25 protein-coding genes are annotated in these 19,925 nt (G+C 49.0%); 7 read left to right on the forward strand and 18 right to left on the reverse strand.

Annotated elements, in window-relative coordinates; translation table 11 throughout:
• Positions 1-9 precede the first annotated feature (9 nt).
• From G3255_RS14890 to ytvA, 4 genes are all read right to left on the reverse strand, one after another.
• Positions 10-702: a YqjF family protein gene (locus G3255_RS14890; protein WP_211655187.1), complete on the reverse strand. Its 693-nt coding sequence runs from the start codon at positions 700-702 to the stop codon at positions 10-12.
• A gap of 70 nt (positions 703-772) precedes the next feature.
• Positions 773-1,603 (reverse strand): manganese catalase, encoded by an 831-nt coding sequence (locus G3255_RS14895; RefSeq protein WP_211655188.1) that lies wholly within the window; start codon positions 1,601-1,603, stop codon positions 773-775.
• A gap of 35 nt (positions 1,604-1,638) precedes the next feature.
• Positions 1,639-1,914, reverse strand: coding sequence for a hypothetical protein (locus tag G3255_RS14900; RefSeq protein WP_211655189.1), 276 nt, complete (start codon positions 1,912-1,914; stop codon positions 1,639-1,641).
• Between the two features lie 221 nt (positions 1,915-2,135).
• The gene (ytvA, locus tag G3255_RS14905) at positions 2,136-2,909 is read right to left on the reverse strand and encodes a YtvA family blue-light photoreceptor (RefSeq protein WP_211655190.1); all 774 of its coding nucleotides are present in this window, start codon (positions 2,907-2,909) and stop codon (positions 2,136-2,138) included.
• Between the two features lie 147 nt (positions 2,910-3,056).
• Between ytvA and G3255_RS14910 the strand changes: the two genes are divergently transcribed.
• Both G3255_RS14910 and G3255_RS14915 read left to right on the forward strand, forming a co-directional pair.
• Positions 3,057-3,761 carry a type 1 glutamine amidotransferase domain-containing protein gene (locus tag G3255_RS14910; protein ID WP_211655191.1) on the forward strand — a complete coding sequence of 235 codons (705 nt, stop codon included), beginning with the start codon at positions 3,057-3,059 and terminating at the stop codon, positions 3,759-3,761.
• 59 nt (positions 3,762-3,820) lie between these two features.
• Positions 3,821-4,048: a hypothetical protein gene (locus G3255_RS14915; RefSeq protein ID WP_211655192.1), complete on the forward strand. Its 228-nt coding sequence runs from the start codon at positions 3,821-3,823 to the stop codon at positions 4,046-4,048.
• Positions 4,049-4,118: 70 nt separating this feature from the next.
• On the opposite strand, the gene G3255_RS14920 is transcribed toward G3255_RS14915, so the two are convergent.
• The 4 genes from G3255_RS14920 to G3255_RS14935 form a co-directional block, all read right to left on the reverse strand.
• Positions 4,119-5,291, reverse strand: a complete 1,173-nt coding sequence (locus G3255_RS14920; protein ID WP_211655193.1) for a S1C family serine protease — start codon at positions 5,289-5,291, stop codon at positions 4,119-4,121.
• A 174-nt stretch (positions 5,292-5,465) separates the two neighbouring features.
• Positions 5,466-6,872, reverse strand: coding sequence for an ATP-binding protein (locus tag G3255_RS14925; RefSeq protein ID WP_249222336.1), 1,407 nt, complete (start codon positions 6,870-6,872; stop codon positions 5,466-5,468).
• Positions 6,862-7,542 carry a response regulator transcription factor gene (locus G3255_RS14930; RefSeq protein WP_211655194.1) on the reverse strand — a complete coding sequence of 227 codons (681 nt, stop codon included), beginning with the start codon at positions 7,540-7,542 and terminating at the stop codon, positions 6,862-6,864. Before G3255_RS14930 ends, G3255_RS14925 begins: the two co-directional genes overlap by 11 nt.
• A gap of 77 nt (positions 7,543-7,619) precedes the next feature.
• A complete protein-coding gene (locus G3255_RS14935; protein WP_211655195.1) occupies positions 7,620-8,633 on the reverse strand; it encodes a GTPase in 1,014 nt (337 codons plus the stop codon).
• A 148-nt stretch (positions 8,634-8,781) separates the two neighbouring features.
• Between G3255_RS14935 and G3255_RS14940 the strand changes: the two genes are divergently transcribed.
• Complete coding sequence (locus G3255_RS14940; protein ID WP_211655196.1) at positions 8,782-9,108, forward strand: CHY zinc finger protein; 327 nt, start codon at positions 8,782-8,784, stop codon at positions 9,106-9,108.
• A gap of 85 nt (positions 9,109-9,193) precedes the next feature.
• Here the strand turns inward: G3255_RS14940 and G3255_RS14945 are convergent, their stop codons facing one another.
• The 6 genes from G3255_RS14945 to msrA form a co-directional block, all read right to left on the reverse strand.
• The gene (locus G3255_RS14945; RefSeq protein ID WP_211655197.1) at positions 9,194-9,673 is read right to left on the reverse strand and encodes a GNAT family N-acetyltransferase; all 480 of its coding nucleotides are present in this window, start codon (positions 9,671-9,673) and stop codon (positions 9,194-9,196) included.
• Positions 9,674-9,696: 23 nt separating this feature from the next.
• Positions 9,697-10,524: a metallophosphoesterase gene (locus tag G3255_RS14950; RefSeq protein WP_211655198.1), complete on the reverse strand. Its 828-nt coding sequence runs from the start codon at positions 10,522-10,524 to the stop codon at positions 9,697-9,699.
• Between the two features lie 201 nt (positions 10,525-10,725).
• Positions 10,726-11,511, reverse strand: a complete 786-nt coding sequence (locus G3255_RS14955) for an ABC transporter permease (RefSeq protein ID WP_211655199.1) — start codon at positions 11,509-11,511, stop codon at positions 10,726-10,728.
• Complete coding sequence (locus G3255_RS14960; protein WP_211655200.1) at positions 11,508-12,389, reverse strand: ABC transporter ATP-binding protein; 882 nt, start codon at positions 12,387-12,389, stop codon at positions 11,508-11,510. Before G3255_RS14960 ends, G3255_RS14955 begins: the two co-directional genes overlap by 4 nt.
• The gene (locus G3255_RS14965; protein WP_211655201.1) at positions 12,386-12,580 is read right to left on the reverse strand and encodes a PLDc N-terminal domain-containing protein; all 195 of its coding nucleotides are present in this window, start codon (positions 12,578-12,580) and stop codon (positions 12,386-12,388) included. Before G3255_RS14965 ends, G3255_RS14960 begins: the two co-directional genes overlap by 4 nt.
• A gap of 116 nt (positions 12,581-12,696) precedes the next feature.
• Complete coding sequence (msrA, locus tag G3255_RS14970; RefSeq protein WP_211655202.1) at positions 12,697-13,368, reverse strand: peptide-methionine (S)-S-oxide reductase MsrA; 672 nt, start codon at positions 13,366-13,368, stop codon at positions 12,697-12,699.
• Between the two features lie 107 nt (positions 13,369-13,475).
• Between msrA and G3255_RS14975 the strand changes: the two genes are divergently transcribed.
• Positions 13,476-14,060 (forward strand): protein-L-isoaspartate(D-aspartate) O-methyltransferase, encoded by a 585-nt coding sequence (locus G3255_RS14975; RefSeq protein WP_211655203.1) that lies wholly within the window; start codon positions 13,476-13,478, stop codon positions 14,058-14,060.
• A gap of 21 nt (positions 14,061-14,081) precedes the next feature.
• On the opposite strand, the gene G3255_RS14980 is transcribed toward G3255_RS14975, so the two are convergent.
• Positions 14,082-14,567 carry a DUF2243 domain-containing protein gene (locus G3255_RS14980; protein ID WP_211655204.1) on the reverse strand — a complete coding sequence of 162 codons (486 nt, stop codon included), beginning with the start codon at positions 14,565-14,567 and terminating at the stop codon, positions 14,082-14,084.
• A 161-nt stretch (positions 14,568-14,728) separates the two neighbouring features.
• Between G3255_RS14980 and G3255_RS14985 the strand changes: the two genes are divergently transcribed.
• From G3255_RS14985 to G3255_RS14995, 3 genes are all read left to right on the forward strand, one after another.
• Positions 14,729-15,433, forward strand: coding sequence for a Na-translocating system protein MpsC family protein (locus tag G3255_RS14985; protein ID WP_211655205.1), 705 nt, complete (start codon positions 14,729-14,731; stop codon positions 15,431-15,433).
• A gap of 72 nt (positions 15,434-15,505) precedes the next feature.
• Positions 15,506-16,063, forward strand: a complete 558-nt coding sequence (locus G3255_RS14990) for a helix-turn-helix domain-containing protein (RefSeq protein ID WP_211655115.1) — start codon at positions 15,506-15,508, stop codon at positions 16,061-16,063.
• Positions 16,027-16,890, forward strand: a complete 864-nt coding sequence (locus tag G3255_RS14995) for an IS3 family transposase (protein ID WP_211655846.1) — start codon at positions 16,027-16,029, stop codon at positions 16,888-16,890. Before G3255_RS14990 ends, G3255_RS14995 begins: the two co-directional genes overlap by 37 nt.
• A 57-nt stretch (positions 16,891-16,947) precedes the next feature.
• On the opposite strand, the gene G3255_RS15000 is transcribed toward G3255_RS14995, so the two are convergent.
• From G3255_RS15000 to G3255_RS15010, 3 genes are all read right to left on the reverse strand, one after another.
• Entirely contained in the window at positions 16,948-17,139 is a 192-nt protein-coding gene (locus G3255_RS15000) for a hypothetical protein (protein WP_211655206.1), read from the reverse strand.
• Positions 17,140-17,306: 167 nt separating this feature from the next.
• On the reverse strand, positions 17,307-17,513 hold the full coding sequence (locus tag G3255_RS15005; protein ID WP_211655207.1) for a heavy-metal-associated domain-containing protein: 207 nt from the start codon (positions 17,511-17,513) through the stop codon (positions 17,307-17,309).
• Between the two features lie 36 nt (positions 17,514-17,549).
• Positions 17,550-19,658 (reverse strand): type IA DNA topoisomerase, encoded by a 2,109-nt coding sequence (locus tag G3255_RS15010; protein ID WP_211655208.1) that lies wholly within the window; start codon positions 19,656-19,658, stop codon positions 17,550-17,552.
• Positions 19,659-19,925 lie beyond the last annotated feature (267 nt).

A 19,925-nucleotide genomic window follows, 5' to 3' on the forward strand; every position in this document is an offset into this window, starting at 1 on the left:
GCCGGCTTTTCAAATCGTTTCTTTTACAGGCGGATAGAACCGTGTTTTCTGCAGCGCCGAGAAATGGGCTAGCGGCGCTTCCGCATTCCATTCAACCGGAAGAAATGCGGCAAGCGAATTTTTGGCAATTTCTGCATGGACCTTTTGCAGTTGCCACGGCGCATGTACAATATCCACGCGGTACAGGGCCGATTTTGGCTTTGTCCATAAACAATAACGTTCCGTCAGCCATCGCTCGAGCTCTGATGACTCCAGTATTCCGGCGCTTGGCGTGAAGCCCACCTGGAAACTCTCGCCAATAGCTGGTTTAGCGAGGCGGCTCGTAAATACATAACGCCTGTCTTTTTTCACTACTTTCATGCGGGCATACCGATAAAGAAGAAATCCTCCTGAACTCGCCGCTTTTACTGCTAGCAGGCTATCGGCATCCAAGCTGAAAAAATAGACGCCAGACCGGCCCTTATATTTTACATATGTTCTTACATTCAATTCACGGTATCTCCCGACAATGGGAAATGGCAAGGAAAAGCGCAGGCGTGTGTGATCGGCAATAAACGGAACGACGCCGACCCACGCTCGGCCTTCAAACAAATCAATTTCGAGTTCTGCCGGCACAAACGGCCGCAGTGTATTGGGCGCAATCGGCCAATGCAAAAAAACAAGATCTCGCCATGTCTGCGCCATAATCCAAGGCTGTTTCATCTATACTCCCCCTTAAAAATATTCATAATGAAACGGGACGAAGAATTTTTCTTCGTCCCTTTTCATTCATCTATCCTTTTAATTTGTCTTCAGGCAGCGTGTCATGCGACTCAAGCGGCCCTGGCTTCAACTTGGGCTTTTGCCCGAAAGCTTGTGCCTGTTCGTATTTGAACGGATGGCCGTCCGGTGCATTGCCGCTCATCCATGGTAATGATGCACTGTCTTCGCCTTCCGAGAAATTATAAAGCGTGTGGGAATATTCGGTCGCTTCCCACTCTGGAGGCACGGTAGAAGGTGTGATCACGCCCCCTTCTTTTTCTTCCAAATCGCGTATCGCTGCGATCCACTGGTTTTGATGCATCGTATCGCGAGCCAGCAGGAATGACAGTAGATCTTTTACGCCTTTGTCATCCGTCAAGCTGTACAAACGGGCCACTTGCAGGCGGCCTTGCGATTCTGCGTTGACATTGGCACGGAAGTCGGCAAGCAAATTGCCGCTTGCGATGATGTATCCGCCACTCCATGGCACCCCGGCACTGTTCTCCGGCGTTGCCCCGAGGCCTGAAACAATCGCATGGTGCGGGTTCATTCCGCCCATGATGGCTCCGATCACCGGGTCGCTCGCCGCTTTCTCTTGTTCATAAACCGGCGCGCCTTCAAGCAATTGGGCCACCATGGTGGCGAGCATTTCGATATGCCCGAGCTCTTCTGTCCCAGTGTCCATCAGCAAATCTTTGTATTTTTCGTTCCCTCTCGTATTCCACCCTTGGAACAAATACTGCATCGCTACAGACATTTCGCCGAACTGGCCGCCGATGACTTCCTGCAATTGCTTCGCAAATATCGGGTCCGGTTTATCCGGCTTGGCTTCGAATTGAAGTTCTTTTCTATTAAAAAACATTTAACTTCCTCCTCGTATTTTTCGGGTTATTTATCTTAATCTATCCGTCCTTGACTGTCTTTCTTGGTGTCTTTTGGATGTCCGCCATCATAGTCGGAATCATTTCCTCCAGCATTGAACGTTTTCTTTCGCTGTTCGTTTTTTTCGTTTCCTTGTGTTTCGCCAACTCTGCCTTCACTGCCAGGAGTGCTGTCCTGGGGTTGCCCGCCGTCGTAATCCGAGCTATTGCTCCCCGCATTGAACTGCTTATTTTCTTTATCCGGGTTCTCATGATTTTCAGGTCCTTCACGCTGGTTATGATCTGTGCCCATCGTTACGCCTCCTTGGAAAATCTGGAATTTATATTCCCTAATAATCTACCCAGCATTGAAAGGCTAAAACCAAATAAACTTTGTTTTCAGTTAATTAACCAAATAGTAATATTATCGTTTTTACAACAGATTAAAAAGCAACCTTAAAATTCCTTTTATTGTAAATACGAACGCATAAAAAAGCCTCATTCTACCTGAACGAGGCTTATCAATTATTCAATCTATTCATTAATGCTAGCTAATGCCTTCTCGATGCTCGAATAAGTTTTCAGCATATTGTCCCGTTCCAGATCGCGCACCAATTCGGTTGCCGCTTGCGGAGTAACTCCAGTGATGTACATATGGCTCCCCATAATGCGCAGTGCTTCGCAAATTTGTGTAAACCAATGGAGCGGAGATTCCTCGTCCCACGTCAATCCTGTAATATCGAGAAGCGCATGTTCAATTCGATGCTCGCTGACGTATTCGCATAGCTTCACTTTTAATGCTTCAAAACGTTGCAGGCTCATCGTTCCAACCAATGCCACTGTCGCAACGTTTGGCTGTATCGATAAAATTGGCAACATCAGTTTCTCTATTTCACTTTCATTAGCGGTAATCGCTTCTTGCTGCAAAGTTTCAATTGTAATGTCCGTCTGGGTACCGATAAAATAGAGCTTTCCTTCAACAGTCACCGGCGAAATCGCCAGGCGGTTCCAAAACGGCAGTCCATCTTTTCGGTAATTGCGCAAAATCACTGTCGCTTTCTCCTGCTTTTTAATCGCTTGCCGAATTTGGTCAACGGCTTCAGGAGCTGTTTTCGGGCCCTGCAGGAAACGGCAGTTCTGACCGAGCAGTTCTTCTTTGCCATAACCGGTCATTTCCGTAAATGTGTGATTAGCATAAATGATTGGATTGTCTTCTTGTGCAGGATCCGTGACAATGGTGCCGACTTTGCTGCCATCTAGCATGGCTTCAAGCAGCTGAATCTGTGTACCCACTTCCATTTTTTCCATATAAATTAGTTCACCTCAAATTTTTACTCATATTATTTTAGCACAGCTTTGGATGCAACCAAAACTGGGGCACCCGGAAGTTTCAGGAATCCGTCAAAGGGTAAATGTACAACAAGAGCTTTCTAAAGAAATGGAGAGGATACCCAAATGGCAAAAGTATTGGCAGTATTATCAAGCGGCTATTCAAATGAAGAGCATAATTACGTAACCGGCTGGTGGGCAGAAGAATTATTCGAGCCTTTATCGGAACTTGAAAAAGCGGGCCACTCTGTAGGGTTGGCTTCGATTGACGGCGGCAAACCGGTCGTCGATCCCTTGAGCCTCGATAAGGCTTATGATCCCGACGGCAAATATAAGAAATTATACGATTCCGGCATCGCAGATAAGACCACACCGGTCGTGGATGTCCGAGCAAGTGATTACGATGCCATCATGATTGTCGGCGGCCACGGCGCGATGTTCGACTTAGCGCATGATGAAAATCTGCATGCCGTCATCAATGTCGTTCATGAAACAGGCGGCATCGTTTCCGCTGTCTGCCACGGACCGGCTCCGCTGGCTTTCACAAAAACGAAAGATGGCAAGCCCTTATTGCAAGGGTTGAAAGTGACAGGATATCCGAATGATATGGAACCTGAGGAAGTCGACGGGCTATTGCCATTCAGCCTTGAAGACGAAATGGCCAAAATTGCGCAATACGACAAGGGCGATGGCCAAGACGAATACTTTGTTTGGGGCAGCGACCGCCTCCTGACTGGCCGCGATCCTGGTTCCTCACAAGCATTCGGCCATGAACTGGCGAAGAAACTGACCGAAATGGAAGAGCATCAACTCGACAAGCACTTGGACTAATCATGCGCTTGAAGCAATAAGCTCAACAATGATACCAACTATATGGAGGAGGAAATGGAATGGATAATAAAAACAATCAAAATGAACAAGACAGGGAACAGGAATACATGAAAACGAGTAAGCAGGAGGTGGACCACAAGACGCCACAGCATAAACAAGGTCTTGAAGAGCCGAAGAGAACAGGCTATCCGCCATTGCAGCTGGGACTGATCATTTTTGGCATCGCTGTTTTGGTAATTGTTGGATTTGCCATCGGTTTCGACTGGTTCGGCTTGTTCGGGAATTAATTGCATTGCAAGAATCACGCAAAAGCGGCGGACAGGAAATTCCTGTCCGCCGCTTTTTTTGTATGCCCTGTTAAATTTGCTCGCTCAACTGAACTTCAAATGTTTTCAATTCGCCGTTCCGGTAAGCTTTGACCGTTACAGGCCCTTCTTCCACTTCCGTATAAAGATACTGACGGAGCTCCAAGACAGAAGAAACGGTTTGGCCATTCAATTCAATGATGGTATCTTTCGCTTCGATTCCTGCTTTATCCGCGCTGGATCCTTCTTGTACCGATTGGACGACGATACCGTCTTCCACTTCACTCGGAAGATTCAATTCCGCATTTCTGATTTCTGCAGGTACTTGTTCCAACTCAAGCAATGCAACGCCTAAAGACGGACGGGAAACTTCCCCTTCTCCTTCAAGTTCTGAGATGATCGGGATTGCTGAATTGATCGGAATGGCGAGTCCAATGCCTTCTACTGCGTCCTGTGCGATTTTCATCGAGTTGATGCCGATGACTTGGCCTTGGGCATTCAATAATGCACCGCCGCTATTGCCGGGATTAATCGCGGCATCGGTTTGAAGCACTTCTGACTGCCAATCTTCCTGGCCGTCTTTATTGATATCGATCGGGATAGCGCGTTCTGTCCCCGAAATGACGCCTGTTGTCACCGACCCAGAAAATTGAAGGCCAAGCGGGTTGCCGATTGCAATGACCGGTTCTCCTGATTTAAGCACTGAGGAGTCGCCGAAGTCTGCAACTGTTTCAATCTGTGCTCCAGGGACTTTCAGGACAGCGAGGTCGGTCCATACATCCGAACCGAGCACTTCCGCCTCGAGCTCTTCGCCGTTTGCCAAGGTTACGACGACCTCTTTAGCGCCCTCCACAACGTGGTGGTTCGTGACAATGAATGCATCGTCCCCTTGTTTTTTATAGATGACGCCAGATCCTGCCCCTGCTTCTTGTGTAGACGTTTGGGCAAATGGATTATTGCCCGCTTGCAGGTTGGATACGCCGACCACAGCATCTGCCGTCGCGTCAACGGTTTCTGTGACGTCTGTCGTGACAATTGCCGATTCGCTTTGCAGTTCACTGCTTTGGACTCCGGCAGTGGCGGATTCCGTTTCACCCAAATCGGTTCCAGTGACCAGCGTGCCTACCAGCAACGCACCTGCCAATACGCCTCCGAAACTGGAAGCCATATAACGTTTCAACGGATTCTTCTGATTGTTTTGCGGTGTTGTATTGTAGTAGCCCATTATTTTTCCATCCCCTTAATGATTGTTTGTCGTTTGCCTTGTGGCTTTCGATATTCTTATCATACAAAGCAGATATGAAAAAATTATGACCAAACATGCAACAGAAATGTAAAGTTTTTGCGGTGTCCAAATGCCCAAAAGCCTACCGGAACAACCGGCAGGCTTTAAGTATTTTCATGGCTTATTTGATTGTTTATGAGGCAGGCGAATCGTGAATTTGGTTCCGCGCCCTTTTTCGCTTTCTACCGAGATTTCTCCGTCGTGCAAATTGACCAATTGGCGAACGATGGAAAGGCCGAGCCCGAACTGGCCGCTTCCACGCGACATGTCCGCTTTGTAGAAGCGCCGCCAAATCATCTCCAGTTCCTCGACTTCGATGCCGTCTCCGGTATCTTCCACTTCCAGCACAGAGACGCCCGATTCCGCACGGGCGCGAAGGAAAATGTCGCCGTTTTCGGTGAATTGGATGCTATTTTTGACGATATTCACCAGGATTTGAATCAACCGGTCCATATCCCCATAAATCATCTCACCTGGATCGGCTTCGATCAACAAGCGATCGCCTTTTTCGTTTGCTTGCAATTGCAGCTGCTCTTGGATAATTTCCAAGAGTTCGGCCGCTTCGATTTCCTCTTTCATGAGCGTCACTTGATTTGACCGGATCTTCTCATAATCCAGGTTTTCATTGACGAGGCGCATGAGCCGCTTCGTCTCATCACTTACAAGACGGATGCCTTTTTCGCGCTGCTGTTCTTCGATCATGCCGCTCTTCAAGCCTTCGATGATGCCGGCAATGGTCGTAAGTGGCGTTCTCATTTCATGCGAGACATCAGCCATGAAGCGTCGTCTGCGGTTTTCGAGCTGTTCGATTTCTTCGCTGGAACGCTGCAGCTTATCGGCCATCATATTGAAGTCATGCGCCAAATCCCCAAATTCGTCAAAATTCGATTCAGGTAAATTCACTTGGTAATGCCCTTCGCTGATCATCGACGTTGCTTTGCGCATACGCTGCAGCCGCGTCACATGGATTTTGGCCAGCAAGAGGCTGAGCAGCAAGGCGAACGGCAAAGAAATGGCGATCACTGCGACAAGCGTCCGATTCAATTCTCCCACCATTTCCCGGATGCCGCTTACAGGCGAAGCCAATAATACGCCTCCTGCAAGCGTGCTGCCTTCCACATAAGGCAACGCGACGAATGTCATCGACCGCTCAAAGCGTTCGACATCCCGGTAGACGACCAAGGTTTCGCCGCGCTCGATGACATTCCATTCCTCCGGCGTCAATTCGACCGACGGAAAATTGCCGTTAATCGGATAAAGGATCCGGCTTTGCTGATCGAAGACGATGAAATTGATGTTCTGCGCTTCAAGCACCGTTACATAGGCTTGCAAATCCGTCCCTGGGCGCGCCTGTTCCAGTTCCTGGAGAATCTGTTCGCCGTAGCGCTCCAATTCCTCCGCCTTGTCCGAATACGCCACCCGCTCACCGTAAAAAATGAATAGCGTGCTTAAAATGGCCACTGCAAACAACAAAACGCCCATATGGCTCGCGATCAATTGATAGAAATACTTAACCCGCAAGTTCTTCAAATTTATAGCCCACTCCCCACACCGTATGGAAGAGCTGGTCCCCTTCCGGAATTTTCTTGCGCAGCCGTTTGATATGGACATCTACTGTCCGTTCATCACCGTAGAACTGATAGCCCCAAACTTGTTCAAGCAATTGCTCCCGGCTGAATACTTGCTTCGGATGCTGCAGGAAAAAGACCAGCAGATCGAATTCCTTCGGCGTTAGATTGTCGATCGCTTGGCCGTCTTTGACGACTTCGCGTGTTTCTTTCCTGACATGGAAATGGGATGTGCGGATGCCGTCCCCGGCCGCTTCATCTTTTCGCGCCCTTCTGGTCACCGCTTTGATGCGCGCCATCAAGGTCAAAGGGCTGAACGGCTTCGTCACGTAATCATCTGCTCCCATTTCAAAACCGATTACTTGGTCGGATTCACTGTCTTTCGCTGTCAGCATAATGATGGGCACTTCGCTTCCCGTCTCGCGGATTTTCCGGCACAGCGCGATGCCGTCCATTCCCGGAAGCATCCAATCCAGGATCAACAGGTCGAAATCCTCTTCCTGGAATTTACGGTAGCCTTCCAGCCCATCTCCAGCGAATTCACCTTCTAGCCCTTCTTTTGAAAAAAACAATTCCAACATCGAGCTGACACTCGGGTTATCTTCTACTACTAAAATTTTCATGATTCCACCTCCAAGTTCCGCTCTCCTGTGTGTACAAAATCCAAAAAGCCGCCCTGAAAACGGGGCGGCCACATGGTTTAAGCATTCTTTTCGCGCTTTTTCAGCTTATCATAGAGGCTGCCGATCATTTCATAATCGATGGCGATATTGTTTTCGTACGCATATTTCACGCCGTAGCCAAGTGCCAGTGTCATGGAACTCGCCACTGTACCGCCGATAATCGAGCCTGCCCCTGGGACAAATTTCAAGGCCTGGCGGTAGAGTGTATGGCCGATGGTCTGCGTGGCAGTAATGACAATCATATCTTTTGCCGCTTTTTTCGTCAAAGGCTTATCGTACAGATTCGACAATTTGACGATGAGTCCGACCTGCAGCGTTGTTAGCGGCAATACGTCCGATCCTGGAATCGGTGACGCGCCGATGATTCCCGCTGAGACCCCGGCCCCCACGATCCAGCGCGTGGCGGCAGACGATTTCTCTTTCATGCTTTTCGCGAAGAGCAGGTCTTTCCCCTTCTTTTCCAGCAACAGCAAAACTTCCTTCTTCAGCAGATCCAAGTTCTCTCCAGTTTTTGAAGACACTGGGATCACTTTGTATTTATTGTTTGTGTGCCCTTTGATGAATCTAATGATCGATGGGATATCTTCTGCCGCATCGATTTTATTCAAGACGATGAGGATGTCTTTATTATGTTTTTCGATCTCGGCGAATTTTTGCTTTTCGCTATCTGAAAAGACCGTTCCGGCAGCGTTCAGGAAAAACAGCACGACATCCGATTGCTGGACGAATTCCAAAGTCTTTTTTGGGTTTTCATCATTCGGGTCATTGAGCCCGGGTGTATCCATAAACTTGATGTTCTCCAAGCCGCGGATATTATAAGGGTCCACGCTGACCGTCTCGCCAGGCATCGGGTTGGTGCTGGCAATGTCTTCACCGATGATCTTATTCACCGTCGTCGATTTCCCGGCATTGACTTCACCGATCAATGAGATCAGCAAATCCTGCTCGAGCGTATCGCTCACTTTCTTCATCTCATCTTCAAACACTTTATCCATCGCACGCATGACTTCATCTTCGAATTCCTTAACCATTGGCCCGTCTCCTCCTTCAAGATACTTATCCCTATTATAAAGGCTTCCGGCGTTCGCGACCATTTTCAGCCATCTCCCTGCACTCGCCACCAGCTCTATTTCATAGTAGCATGAAAGAAATATGCAAATTCATAAGGAGTGCCTGTCCATGTGTGAACGCCCTCGCGTCATCGGAATCGATGTCGACCCTGAAACCCGCTGCCGCCATTACCATTCGGAAAACGACCGAATTGCTATCCGCTTCCACTGCTGCGGAGAATATTTCGCTTGCTTTGCATGCCATGCTGCAGTCGGCTGCAACAACCCATCCGTCTGGCCGAAAGAGCAGTTCCATGAAAAAGCCATCCTTTGCGGGGCGTGCGGCAACGAGCTGTCCATTCGCGACTATCTCGATTGCGCTTCTTCCTGCCCGTTTTGCGCAGCTGCCTTTAATCCCGGCTGCAGTCTCCATAAGCACCTGTATTTCGAAGTTTAAAATGACTTGGGGTATAATTCCAACTAATAAAATAACCGCCCGAAAAGCTGGATTCCCACAGCTTTTCGGGCGGTTTTTGAATTGGTCATTTCACTTTCAGGCACATCGCGAATTGCTCGCCTTTTTTGCCCATTACTCTTCGGCCGGTGTCTTCAAAACCGGCTTTTTTATAGAGGTTCTGTGCAGCAATATTGCGCGCGTTAACGCCGAGCACGACTTCGTCAAAAGCTTCAAATTCCTTTTGCAGAAAAGCCGGCAACGCTTCAAGAGAGCCGGTTGCGATGCCGCGCCCTTGAAATTTCGGATTGACGGAATAGCCGCGCAAAAGCAGGGCTTTCGGATTATCGGAATAGCGTTTCCGGTCCTCAGATTCATCCAGCTCGAAAAATCCCGCTACTTCGCCGCGCGCACGGATAACAATCAGATGCTTCTCAGGATTTCCCGCATCCCGCTTGATGAGGTCCTGGGGCATCATGGTAAACTCCTGCTGGTCTGCCGGGAGATCATAGGAGACATCTGTTCTTTTGGTGTAGCAATGCAATGTCACTTCACTTTTTCTAATCACGAAAATCGTTCCCCCTAAACGAGCTATTCATTTTCTAACGTTACGACTACGACTTCGGGCAAATTGAAAACACGCAGTGGAAATCCGCTGTTCCCAAGGCCACGGCTCAACACAAGCTGTGTATCACCTGATTCGAATACGCCTTCTGTCATGCTCGGAAACCAGCCTTGCCCAGGGGCGATCAAGCCGCCAAGGCCAGGAATGCGAATCTGGCCGCCGTGTGCATGGCCCGAAAAAACGACATCGATGCCTTCGCTAGCGTAAGTCTCCAATTGTTCGGGCCGATGGGCAAGCAACAAGGTAAAGGCGTCGTTAAGCCCGGCTTCTGCGATGCTGTTGCGTGTGAATTCCTCTTCATGCAGATAGATATCCATCAACGGGTCGTCGATACCCGCAATTTGTATAGCTTCTCCGTCCTGTTCCCACATGACCGAGCGATTGCGCAGCACTTGCACACCGCGCTCTTCCAAGGCGGGAATGATTTCATCATCCAGCCGGTTCGATGATACTTCATGGTTGCCAATGACATAATACACTTCGCTCATCTCAACCAGCCCGTCGACAGCCGCCAAGCTTCTCTCTAAATCATAGCGATTGCTGTCGATTAAATCTCCAGTGATGAAAATAACATCCGGATTCGCCGCTTCGACTTTATCCAATAGGGATTGCTGTTGGTCTCCAAACTCGGCGTTGTGGAGGTCCGATACTTGGACAATGCGTTTGCCGGCAAATGCATCCGGCACTTTTTCCGATTGGACCGAATATTCGGTCGTGACAATCCAGTTATTATTGACCCAGGCGAACCCCAGCAGGAGCAATGCCACAAAAATTAATGCGATCAGTTTCTTCATATGCTATTCCTCAATTCATTGGTGTAACCCGTGCGTCCATCGTATTGGCCACTGTGCGGGCGTCTTGGTTTGGCATCATAGCTGTTCCGCTTGAACGGCCAATCCATTGCAGCAGGAAAGCTCTCTAGCGCTGCCAAATCCTGTTCTTATTCTACCAGCATTCGCCCAAAAGAAAAGCAATCAGCTAATCGCTGATCGCTTCTATACTTTCGTTTTTGCATGGTTTCTTTTCGTGAACCAAATGCCCAGTGCCGCCAGTCCTATCAGGCATGCAAGCGAGATGGCGAGTGTCCAGGTCAACGCTGCCGCACCCGGCCCGATATCCAGAAAGGACGCCGCATAATTCGGAAGCTTTAACGGCGACCATTCCCAGCGGTTGCCGAACAGGCTGTCGACAAGCTGTAAAATCAGCAAGGTGGCAAGCGTTAACCCAGCGGCCAATCCTGCATTCGGCATAGACGCACTCGCGAATAAAATCAAAGTAACGACCAGCACCATCCATAAGCTATAAGTCGCCGCAAACGCCAAGAACTCTCCGAACGGTACCGCTGAAAACAGCACCGCCGTATAATAATAACCCGCCAAAAATCCTGTCCACATGCTAATCAATGCCACGATGGAAGCCATCAGCCATTTACTGAGGAAATAGGATACATACGATAAGGGGCGTACATATAACAGAGTCGCCGTTCCATTTCTGCGCTCGCCAGCAATACTGCCCATATAAGCGAGAACGAGGACAAGCATGCCGATCAGCTGGAATTGGCCCATGACCGCCACCAGCAATTGTTCGGGTTCAGGATCCGGCAATTCGATGACGGCACCGTCTGGCAAACCGCCTGTTGCATCGAGAATCTGAGGAAGGAAATAATTCGATAAAGGTTCTGTGACGCCTAACAAAATGAAGACGACGGGAATCCAGAATATTTTATAATTGCGCAGGTTCTCACGCCATTCCTTCAATAGCAGTGTCGAAAATTGGTTCATTTTCCTGCCACCACCTTCAAGAAAATATCTTCCAGGCTGGCGGTCTGTTGTTCGACCCCAACCACGGGCAGGCTCTTGACTGACAAGAAGCGGAACACATCCTGCATGATCGGCCCTTCCGCCTTTATAGGAATAATGGCCGCTGTGCCCTGAATGGCAGCTGGCCAAGGTGATTCGCGCACAAACCTTTCCGCAGCGTTAGTGTTCTCAAAACGAATTCGAATTTGCGGATCTGCGTAACGGCTGCGTACCTGATTAAGAGAACCGTGTTCCACCAGGCGCCCATTTTGCAAAAACAATAGCTGGTCCGTCATTTCTTCGGCATCGTTCAAAATATGGGTGGAGTAAAGAATCGTCGTTTGCCCGAGCAATGACTTCAATAGCTCCATCACTTCCCTTCTTCCCGTCGGATCCAAGGAAGAAATCGGTTCGTCCAAAAGCAGCAGACTCGGCTGATGCACCATCGCCTGCGCCAATCCAAGCCGCTGCTTCATGCCTCCTGAAAAACCGCCGATTTTCTTATTGGCCACTTGACCAAGTCCGACAAACCCCAGTGTCCGTTCTGCCTGCTGGCGGGCTTTTTTGGAATCGACGCCGCTTAGCTTAGCGGCCATTTCCGTAAACTCCAAAGCCGTCAGCCAGGGAAAGAATCTCGGATATTGCGGCAAGAAGCCGATTGATAAGTTTTTCTTGCACTGGATTTCTCCTGCTGTCGCTTCCAATAACCCCGCAAGCATCGACAGCGTCGTGGTCTTTCCGGCACCATTTGGCCCGATCAATGCCGTCGCACTGCCTTCTGCAAGTTCAAAGCCCAACCCGTCAACTGCTTGTTCAGTACCGAAGCGCTTTGATAATGACCTGACTTCCAATACGTTCAATAATTCCGCCTCCCTATGACAAAGTACAGAATCGGCCCGATGATATTCAGCAAGATGATGATTGCCGCCCACATCCATTTCGGACCGTTCGGATTCGGGTTTCTGATCAAATCCACTAATGCGAATATCATCAATGCGATCTGCAAAATCAGAATAGGCAGCACTAATAGAATTGTACGTTCATCCAACATGTCCACGTTCCCCCCTGCATCTTTTTTCTCTATTGTTATTTCGGTATGGCTGTCGGCTCTCCCTGCAACAGCATAAAAAAAGACCGCAATCAGCGGTCTTTCCAGCACTCATCACATTACCATTTCAGTTTAAGCAGCACTTGCCGAAGAGCATCCCTGTGCTCTTTGTTGATCGGCCATCCGTCGATTTCCTCGAGCAATTGCTGACGGCTGCCGAAGCCTTTGACAAACCCGTTCAGCCGGGCTGCGAAAGTCGACGGCGTCAGAAGCCCCAGCTCGGGATAAAGTTCTGCCAATTGTTCAAGGGCTTTCGGATAGCGTTTTAAATAATATTTCTGATGGCGCTCCTCCGCTTCCGTAAATCCGTCGAACGGCCGGATTTCCGTTTCGACCGGCTCGTTCAGTTGCTGCTCTTTTTCTATCTTCAGTTTCTCAATGACGTACTTTTGCTCTTCGGACTGCCAAAACAGCAAGGAAATGTATTGGCGCCCTTTGTATGCGTCGCGGTTCGGGTAATGGCTGCGCCAAAATTCCCTGACGATTTCTTCAAAGCGGATTTGTTCAGGATTAAATGCCACTTGGATGGTTTCCGTATGGTCCCCCATCTGCCGGTATGTGGGATTGTCCGAAGTGCCGCCTGCATAGCCGGTCCGTGTCCGGATTACGCCAGGCAATGAACCGAACTGTGCATCCGGGCTCCAAAAGCAGCCCATCCCGAAGGTTGCGGTTTCGAGATTCATTGTGTCCGGCAAGTCCTGTTCAAGTGCTGAAATTATTGTGTTCTCCATATGAGGTTCCTCTCCTTAAGAGCCACGCTTTGTGCTTTGGGCCATTTTTCCTTATGATAGTAGCAAGGAGTCCATCAAACAAATCGAACGAAAGCAGGTGTATCTGCATGACTGCGCGTAAACAGGACATCACCGCTTATTTCCGCTCACTTGACCGGGGTTCGTTCATGGATCGCCATCAGCAAGATGCCGGGCGAGACGAAGCTTTGCCAATTGGATATGGCCAGACGATTTCACAACCTTCACTCGTTTTGGAAATGACGGTTGCCCTCGATCTCGAAGACCATCACAAAGTGTTGGAGATCGGCACAGGATCGGGTTTCCAGACAGCGCTTCTGGCAGCTTTTTCACGTGAAGTCTATACAGTCGAGAAGATTCCGCAGCTAGCTGAGAGCGCAAAAAAGCGGCTCGAAGCGAAAGGGTTCGAAAACATCTCGTTCCTGCTGGGCGATGGCAGCCTCGGCTGGTCTGAACATGCACCGTACGACCGGATCATCGTCACTGCTGCCGCCTCGGATATTCCGAAAGAATTGGTGGACCAATTAGCAAACGGCGGGCGCATGCTCATCCCTGTCGGCAATCAGTACAGCCAGGACCTTCTCGCCATCGACAAATCCAGCGATGGGAGATTGGAAAAGACAGCGCTTGAAGCGGTCCGCTTTGTCCCATTGAAAGGGAAGTATGAAAATTAGTGTATAGTAAAGTGACGAGGATTAATCGCTATCCTTTGAAGCATTACGCAAGACCGACCAGCCAAGCAAAAACAGGAAAGCGGCTGTTCCGAGCCATAACGATTCGTAGAAAACAGGGTCCCCAGTGTCCCTGACTGTATGAAGATTCAACAGCAGGCGGAATACCAGGCTGTCGAATACCAGCAACACGCCGCCTCCAATCAATGCACTGCCTGAAAAGCGCGCTGGCCAAAAGGCTTTTCGCCTGGCCAAATCGGCAGCGATCCATAGAGAAAACACCGTCAATGCCCAGCCGATGACCTGGTAAATTCCTTCCCCGGTCAAAATCGCTTGGGGGCCATTGCCTTCGTAGAAATGATGCCATTGCAGGAAAAAATGGAAAATGCTTTGCTCGAGCACTGAAAACATCCCGGCTCCGAACAATAAGCCCGCCCAAAAATTCCGTGAAGTGTGGACGCGCCGGTTTCTTGCTGTCGTAAGATCTGTCTTGCGTTCTGCCGAAACCATTCGATCCACCCCTTTTGAATTCCGTCCGTATCCGTCTTTCCATTTATACCCGCTATGCCGGCCCCTTAATCGTTATTGGCCGTTCAGTGCATTGCACGCCCAATACAATAGACATTGCCCTATCCGGCAGACCAATTACTTTACCCAAGGAGGCGATCCATTTGCAGAATTCAAAAACCATGCAAAGCGAAATCGGCGGCTATATTTCAACCGTCATCCGCGAACACTTCGGGAAAGGCCCGACATCTGTATTCGTGATCGTGAAACCACCCTTTGTCATCGTCCACCTCAGAGGTTTCCTAAGCCCGACAGAAAAGATCCTGCTCCAGAAAAACGAGTTTAGGCGCGTGATGGAAATCCGCCATTTGCTGATCGAAGAACTGAAGCCAGATATTTGCGCTGCCTTCTCCCGTGCTTCTGGCGAAAAAGTCGAATCGATTTATTCCGATTGGCATCTGGAAAACCAGACCGGCATGCTTATCGGGGTCATGGCTAGCCGGGATGCTGCAACTGAATTTGACTGGCAGTCCGACGCGACGCAAGAAGCCCTCCACGATTCAGTCGTGGAAGCCAGCCGCAAAGCCGAAAAGAAACCCGAAAGCACCGAGCTGTTCTGGTTGAATGACCGGACCTTATTGATCGAACGCACAGGCTTCTTGGTGGAGATCGAACGTGAATTGATTCGCAATGGGTTGGCCGAAGAACTGAAACAAGTGAAACGGCCTCTCGAAAAGCGCTTGCTTTTGAAAGAAACCCCGTTCCCTGAACTACTTAAACGGGATATCCGTGAGATTTTCCTCGATTGGGAATTCTCGACGGATATCAGTTACATCCTCGTGCTCCTTGAACCGAGTAGACATTCTTAAAATGAAAAAGCCGCCCAATGGTAGTGCACCCCAAAAGTTAGAGTTCAAATCTAACTTTTGGGGTGTTTTTATATGGCGAAATATAGCGAAGAATTTAAGTTGAAGCTAGTGAAGGAATACGCAGAAGGAAAGTTGGGGTATAGACGCTTAGCCCACAAATACGGCTTGCCAGATCCCTCTCCGATTATGCGCTGGGTTCGGGCGTATCAGGAGTTTGGCCTTAAAGCCTTGCGGAGAAAGCAGACAAAACAAGTGTATTCTGTTCAATTCAAAGTGGATGTATTACACTTTATGGAACACACAGGTGCTTCTTACCAAGACGCAGCGATCCATTTCAAGATGAACAATCCTTCACTCATTGTGAATTGGAACCGTCGAGTTCTGGAGAAAGGGGTAAAAGGCCTGGAAGCACGAGCGAAAGGACGGCCCTCCATGTCAAAAAGACCAAAACCGATCAAGAACGAAAAGCCCCTGTCTCGGGAAGCGCAATTGGAACGGGAGAATGAGCTCCTTCGTTTGGAAGTGGCGTATTTAAAAAAGTTAAAAGCTTTCCAGGAGAATCCGGATGCCTTCCTCGAAAAGCACAAGCAGCGCTGGCGTTCGAACTCCACGAAGAAGGATTCCGATTAACGGATGTGTTAAACATCGTCGATCTTCCAGATGCGACCTACCATTACCATCGCCAGCGATTCGATTGCGAAGACCCGGACCGGGAGTGGAAAACAGTGATCCGGATGCTCTTCGAGAAGCACCAAGGCCGTTACGGATACCGACGGATTCATTTGGAATTGCGAGCACAGGGATACGACATCAATCATAAGAAAGTCCAGCGTCTCATGCGAGACTTGGGATTGAACTGCGTGAAGTTCATCCGGAAATCCCGCTACAAGTCGTATAAGGGGAAAGTCGGAACCCTCGCTAAAAACCGGATGAACCGCAGGTTTTCCACACCGTATGCCCTGCAAAAACTGACAACAGATGTCACCGAGTTCAAATGCACGGGCGAACAAAAACTTTATTTAAGTCCAGTGATGGATCTCTATAACGGCGAAGTCATTGGGTTCAGTATGGCCAAACGACCGACGCTGGAATTCGTGATGGAATCACTTAACCAAGCCCTGCCAGTGATTCAGGAACAAGCGGTTTACCGGACCACCCTCCATTCCGATCAAGGGTGGCATTACCAGCACGTTGCCTGGGTGAAAGCGTTGAAAAAACAACGCATCTTCCAGAGCATGTCCCGAAAAGGGACCTGTGCCGACAATGCGGCCATGGAAAATTTCTTTGGTCTCCTAAAGCAAGAGATGTATTACGGAGAAACGTTGGTTTCGTATGAAGAGTTAAAACAGCGGATTGAACACTATATCGATTACTACAACAATGAACGCATTAAACAAAAATTGGCCGGCATGAGCCCGGTGAAATACCGAGCACATGCCAGCCAATTAGCTGCATGAACTAAACTCTAACTTTAAGGGGTCACTACCAATTGGCGGCTTTTTTCTCTATCCAATTTAACCGACAGTCGACTGTGCAGTTTGGCAATGCGGGCAATATTCATATTCCTTTTCTGCCAAACCCTCCACATACTCCATTTTATCGGTAAACTCCCTACGCTCTATAGGCGTTTGCAAAAAGCCGCAACTATCTCCTGCAAACTGGCTGTGATGGATTTTTTTCGTTCGATGATCTACAAAATAACCCATTTCTGCTTCCCCCCTATAAAAAAAGCCGAAAAGAGCCTCTCAAAATGAAAGGAATCTTTTCGGCTTTGCCTCCGGCGCTATGGTCCGCGGCATTTGACCTGTTATATGCAGTTATTGCTATTCAATGATTCCTATTGTACAGGAACACCTACTGTGTGGCAAAGAAATCACTCCACGTGAAACCCAGCTTCTTTAATGAGAAGGATTATCTGGCTTTCCTTGATCTTCGTTTCGTCCAGCTCCAGTTTGACTTCGCCATCTTTCACATCCACCAAAGCCCGTTCAACCCCTGGCTCATTCAGCAATAAATCCTCCAGTTCGTGAATCGGACGTTGTGATTTCGCTTCCGCTACATAGATCGTCATTTTTCTCATCATCTGCACTCCTTCCTGTATATTCCCTGGGAAATATTAAAACTTCATTGCCAATTTCCCCTCTTCCAATACGAGACTGGCATTGAATTTTTTACCGTTCTTCGATACGAAACCTTTAATGACCGGCGTTTTCCCTTTGGTGCATAAGTATTCGATATGTTTTGCCGTTAACCTTTTTTTCAAAAACACCGCCGGGAATGATTGCTTGCAGCCATTGGCATGTTCTGTACAGCCGTAGGAGCCTCTGCGGGAAACAATCGAGCCTTTTCGGCAGCGCGGGCAGATCGCAATTTCCGCTCCTTGCAAAGCAGGCATCTGGTCCGGCATGCCGTTGCTGCGCAATTGCTCCGGCACATCTTGCAGCAGCTTCTCAATGAACTTTCCGATCGTGGCGAGAAACACTTCCGAGGAGCCTTCGCCTTTGCCGATTTTCTTCAAATAGCTTTCCCATTTCGCCGTCATTGACGGGCTCGAGAGCAAATTGCCTTCAATGGCTTGGCACAGCATGCGCCCTTTTTCAGTGACTGACACAATGTTTCTTTTTACTTCGATATAATTATGGCGCTTTATCGTTTCAATGATTCCGCTGCGCGTCGCTTCCGTCCCGAGCCCTTCGACTTCCTTGAGGATTTCGCTATCGGCTACATCTTCCGCGAACTTTCCGCAAGTTTTCATCATGGCGATCAATTGCCCTTCTGTATACGGCTTTGGCGCGGTAGTCATGCCTTCAACAATGGCAATCGCTGCCGCCACTTGCTCGTGTGCCGCCAATTCAGGAAGCGGTGGGTCCTGTTTTGCTTCTTTAGTTGTTGGAAATAAAGATTTCCATCCTTTATCGAGTTCTGTCCGGCCCGTCGTATGGAACTCAAGCCCTTTGACATCAGTTACGACTTTCGTTTCGGCATAACGGTAATCCCGGTGGAACATGCCGAGCGTCGTACGCATCACTTCTTCGTATAAATTCCGTTCGTCCTGCGGCAATCCTTCGATTTTACGGGCTGTTGGCAAGCTCTTCGTCGGGATGATGGCATAATGCTCCTGCACTTTTGTGTTATCGACAAAACGCTTTTTCGGTATTTTCGATGCAATCGGGAACGGTGCATCGATAAGCTTTTGGTAACTCTCAACTTGGGCTGACAAATAGCCGAATTCCGCCGAAGTGATATGGCGGGAATCGGTCCGCGGGTAACTCACCAGTTTTTTCTCATAGAGCTTTTGCATCGCCGACAGCACTTTTTGCGGGCTGTATTTCCATTTCCTGTTCGCGGCTGCCTGCAAGCTGGATAAGGAATGCAAAGGCTGCGGGGGGATATGTTTTTCCGCCGTCTTCAATTCTTTGATATGGCCTTGCGCTTTGCCGTCCGTCAACTCATGAACAGCCAGGAGCTCTTCCGCTTTTTTGCGCTCTTTCGCTTTCAGCTTGGCTTTTCCTTTATAGCTGCCTTTCGCGGCTTTGAATTTCCCTTCGATTTCGTAAAACTTCTCCGGCTTGAACGCCTCGATTTCCTTTTGGCGCTGATAAATCAAAAATACGGTTGGCGTCTGAACCCGCCCAATCGCAAATACTTCGTGGATGCCACGTTCTTGAAGCAACAGCGAGTAAAGCCTTGAGCCGTTCATACCGACCAGCCAGTCACTGATCTGGCGCGCCCGCGCTTCTTCGTACAGGCGCAGGTCTTCCTTGTTATCGCGCAAATTGCGGAAGCCTTCGCGCACTTCATCAATTTCGAGTGAATTGATCCACAGCCGTTTGATTTGTTTGCCACGCACGCCGGTCTGCCGGTAGATGCTGTAGAAAATATTCGAGCCTTCGCGGTCTACGTCGCAGGCATTGATGACGGTATCGGTTTCTTTCAGGAGTTTTTTGATGATATTGAATTGCTTCGACTTGCCGCGGGCTACTTGGAATTGGTATTCGACCGGCAGAATCGGCAAGGAAGCGAGCGACCATTTGCCCCATTTCGGGTCGTAGGCTTTCGGCTCTTTCAATTCGACAAGATGGCCGATGCCCCAGGTAATGAACGCGCCTTCTGGAAAGATCGGATTCGGCGCCATTTCCATATAGCCTTCCCGCTTCACCGTCTTGAACGCATCGCCATACGCTTTCGCCTGGCTCGGCTTTTCGGCTACAATTACTGGTTTCATGCTGTTCTTCCTTTCCCATGCTCTTTGTTTCATTGTACTCTTTCCACTGAAAAATCCAAATGAAAGCTTATTTGTATTTCCGAAATTAACTGCTTTGTCGGGCGTGTTTTAAATGAAGATAGCGAAGGTTTGTTTGCGGAAATGTTCCTGAAGTTGTTGAGTCGGGCTTCATCTTGGTATTCGCCGCCCTGCTTTGGGGTGGCCTCTTGCCATAAGCCAAGAAGAGCACTTGTCTTATGGCGTCGGCTCACCCTTGGCGCTTGGCGG

The organism is Planococcus sp. MSAK28401 (assembly GCF_018283455.1).
GTDB lineage: Bacteria > Bacillota > Bacilli > Bacillales_A > Planococcaceae > Planococcus > Planococcus alpniumensis.

What these genes read in the sequence shown, in the direction of transcription:
- msrA (WP_211655202.1), bottom strand. Translation starts at nt 13,368, where the DNA reads ATGGAGAACACAATAATTTCAGCACTTGAACAGGACTTGCCGGACACA.
- G3255_RS15000 (WP_211655206.1), bottom strand. Translation starts at nt 17,139, where the DNA reads ATGGGTTATTTTGTAGATCATCGAACGAAAAAAATCCATCACAGCCAG.
- G3255_RS14980 (WP_211655204.1), bottom strand. Translation starts at nt 14,567, where the DNA reads ATGGTTTCGGCAGAACGCAAGACAGATCTTACGACAGCAAGAAACCGG.
- G3255_RS14975 (WP_211655203.1), top strand. Translation starts at nt 13,476, where the DNA reads ATGACTGCGCGTAAACAGGACATCACCGCTTATTTCCGCTCACTTGAC.
- G3255_RS14910 (WP_211655191.1), top strand. Translation starts at nt 3,057, where the DNA reads ATGGCAAAAGTATTGGCAGTATTATCAAGCGGCTATTCAAATGAAGAG.
- G3255_RS14915 (WP_211655192.1), top strand. Translation starts at nt 3,821, where the DNA reads ATGGATAATAAAAACAATCAAAATGAACAAGACAGGGAACAGGAATAC.
- G3255_RS14920 (WP_211655193.1), bottom strand. Translation starts at nt 5,291, where the DNA reads ATGGGCTACTACAATACAACACCGCAAAACAATCAGAAGAATCCGTTG.
- G3255_RS14965 (WP_211655201.1), bottom strand. Translation starts at nt 12,580, where the DNA reads ATGTTGGATGAACGTACAATTCTATTAGTGCTGCCTATTCTGATTTTG.
- G3255_RS15010 (WP_211655208.1), bottom strand. Translation starts at nt 19,658, where the DNA reads ATGAAACCAGTAATTGTAGCCGAAAAGCCGAGCCAGGCGAAAGCGTAT.
- G3255_RS14930 (WP_211655194.1), bottom strand. Translation starts at nt 7,542, where the DNA reads ATGAAAATTTTAGTAGTAGAAGATAACCCGAGTGTCAGCTCGATGTTG.
- ytvA (WP_211655190.1), bottom strand. Translation starts at nt 2,909, where the DNA reads ATGGAAAAAATGGAAGTGGGTACACAGATTCAGCTGCTTGAAGCCATG.
- G3255_RS14895 (WP_211655188.1), bottom strand. Translation starts at nt 1,603, where the DNA reads ATGTTTTTTAATAGAAAAGAACTTCAATTCGAAGCCAAGCCGGATAAA.
- G3255_RS14950 (WP_211655198.1), bottom strand. Translation starts at nt 10,524, where the DNA reads ATGAAGAAACTGATCGCATTAATTTTTGTGGCATTGCTCCTGCTGGGG.
- G3255_RS14890 (WP_211655187.1), bottom strand. Translation starts at nt 702, where the DNA reads ATGAAACAGCCTTGGATTATGGCGCAGACATGGCGAGATCTTGTTTTT.
- G3255_RS14955 (WP_211655199.1), bottom strand. Translation starts at nt 11,511, where the DNA reads ATGAACCAATTTTCGACACTGCTATTGAAGGAATGGCGTGAGAACCTG.
- G3255_RS14990 (WP_211655115.1), top strand. Translation starts at nt 15,506, where the DNA reads ATGGCGAAATATAGCGAAGAATTTAAGTTGAAGCTAGTGAAGGAATAC.
- G3255_RS14900 (WP_211655189.1), bottom strand. Translation starts at nt 1,914, where the DNA reads ATGGGCACAGATCATAACCAGCGTGAAGGACCTGAAAATCATGAGAAC.
- G3255_RS14940 (WP_211655196.1), top strand. Translation starts at nt 8,782, where the DNA reads ATGTGTGAACGCCCTCGCGTCATCGGAATCGATGTCGACCCTGAAACC.
- G3255_RS15005 (WP_211655207.1), bottom strand. Translation starts at nt 17,513, where the DNA reads ATGAGAAAAATGACGATCTATGTAGCGGAAGCGAAATCACAACGTCCG.
- G3255_RS14935 (WP_211655195.1), bottom strand. Translation starts at nt 8,633, where the DNA reads ATGGTTAAGGAATTCGAAGATGAAGTCATGCGTGCGATGGATAAAGTG.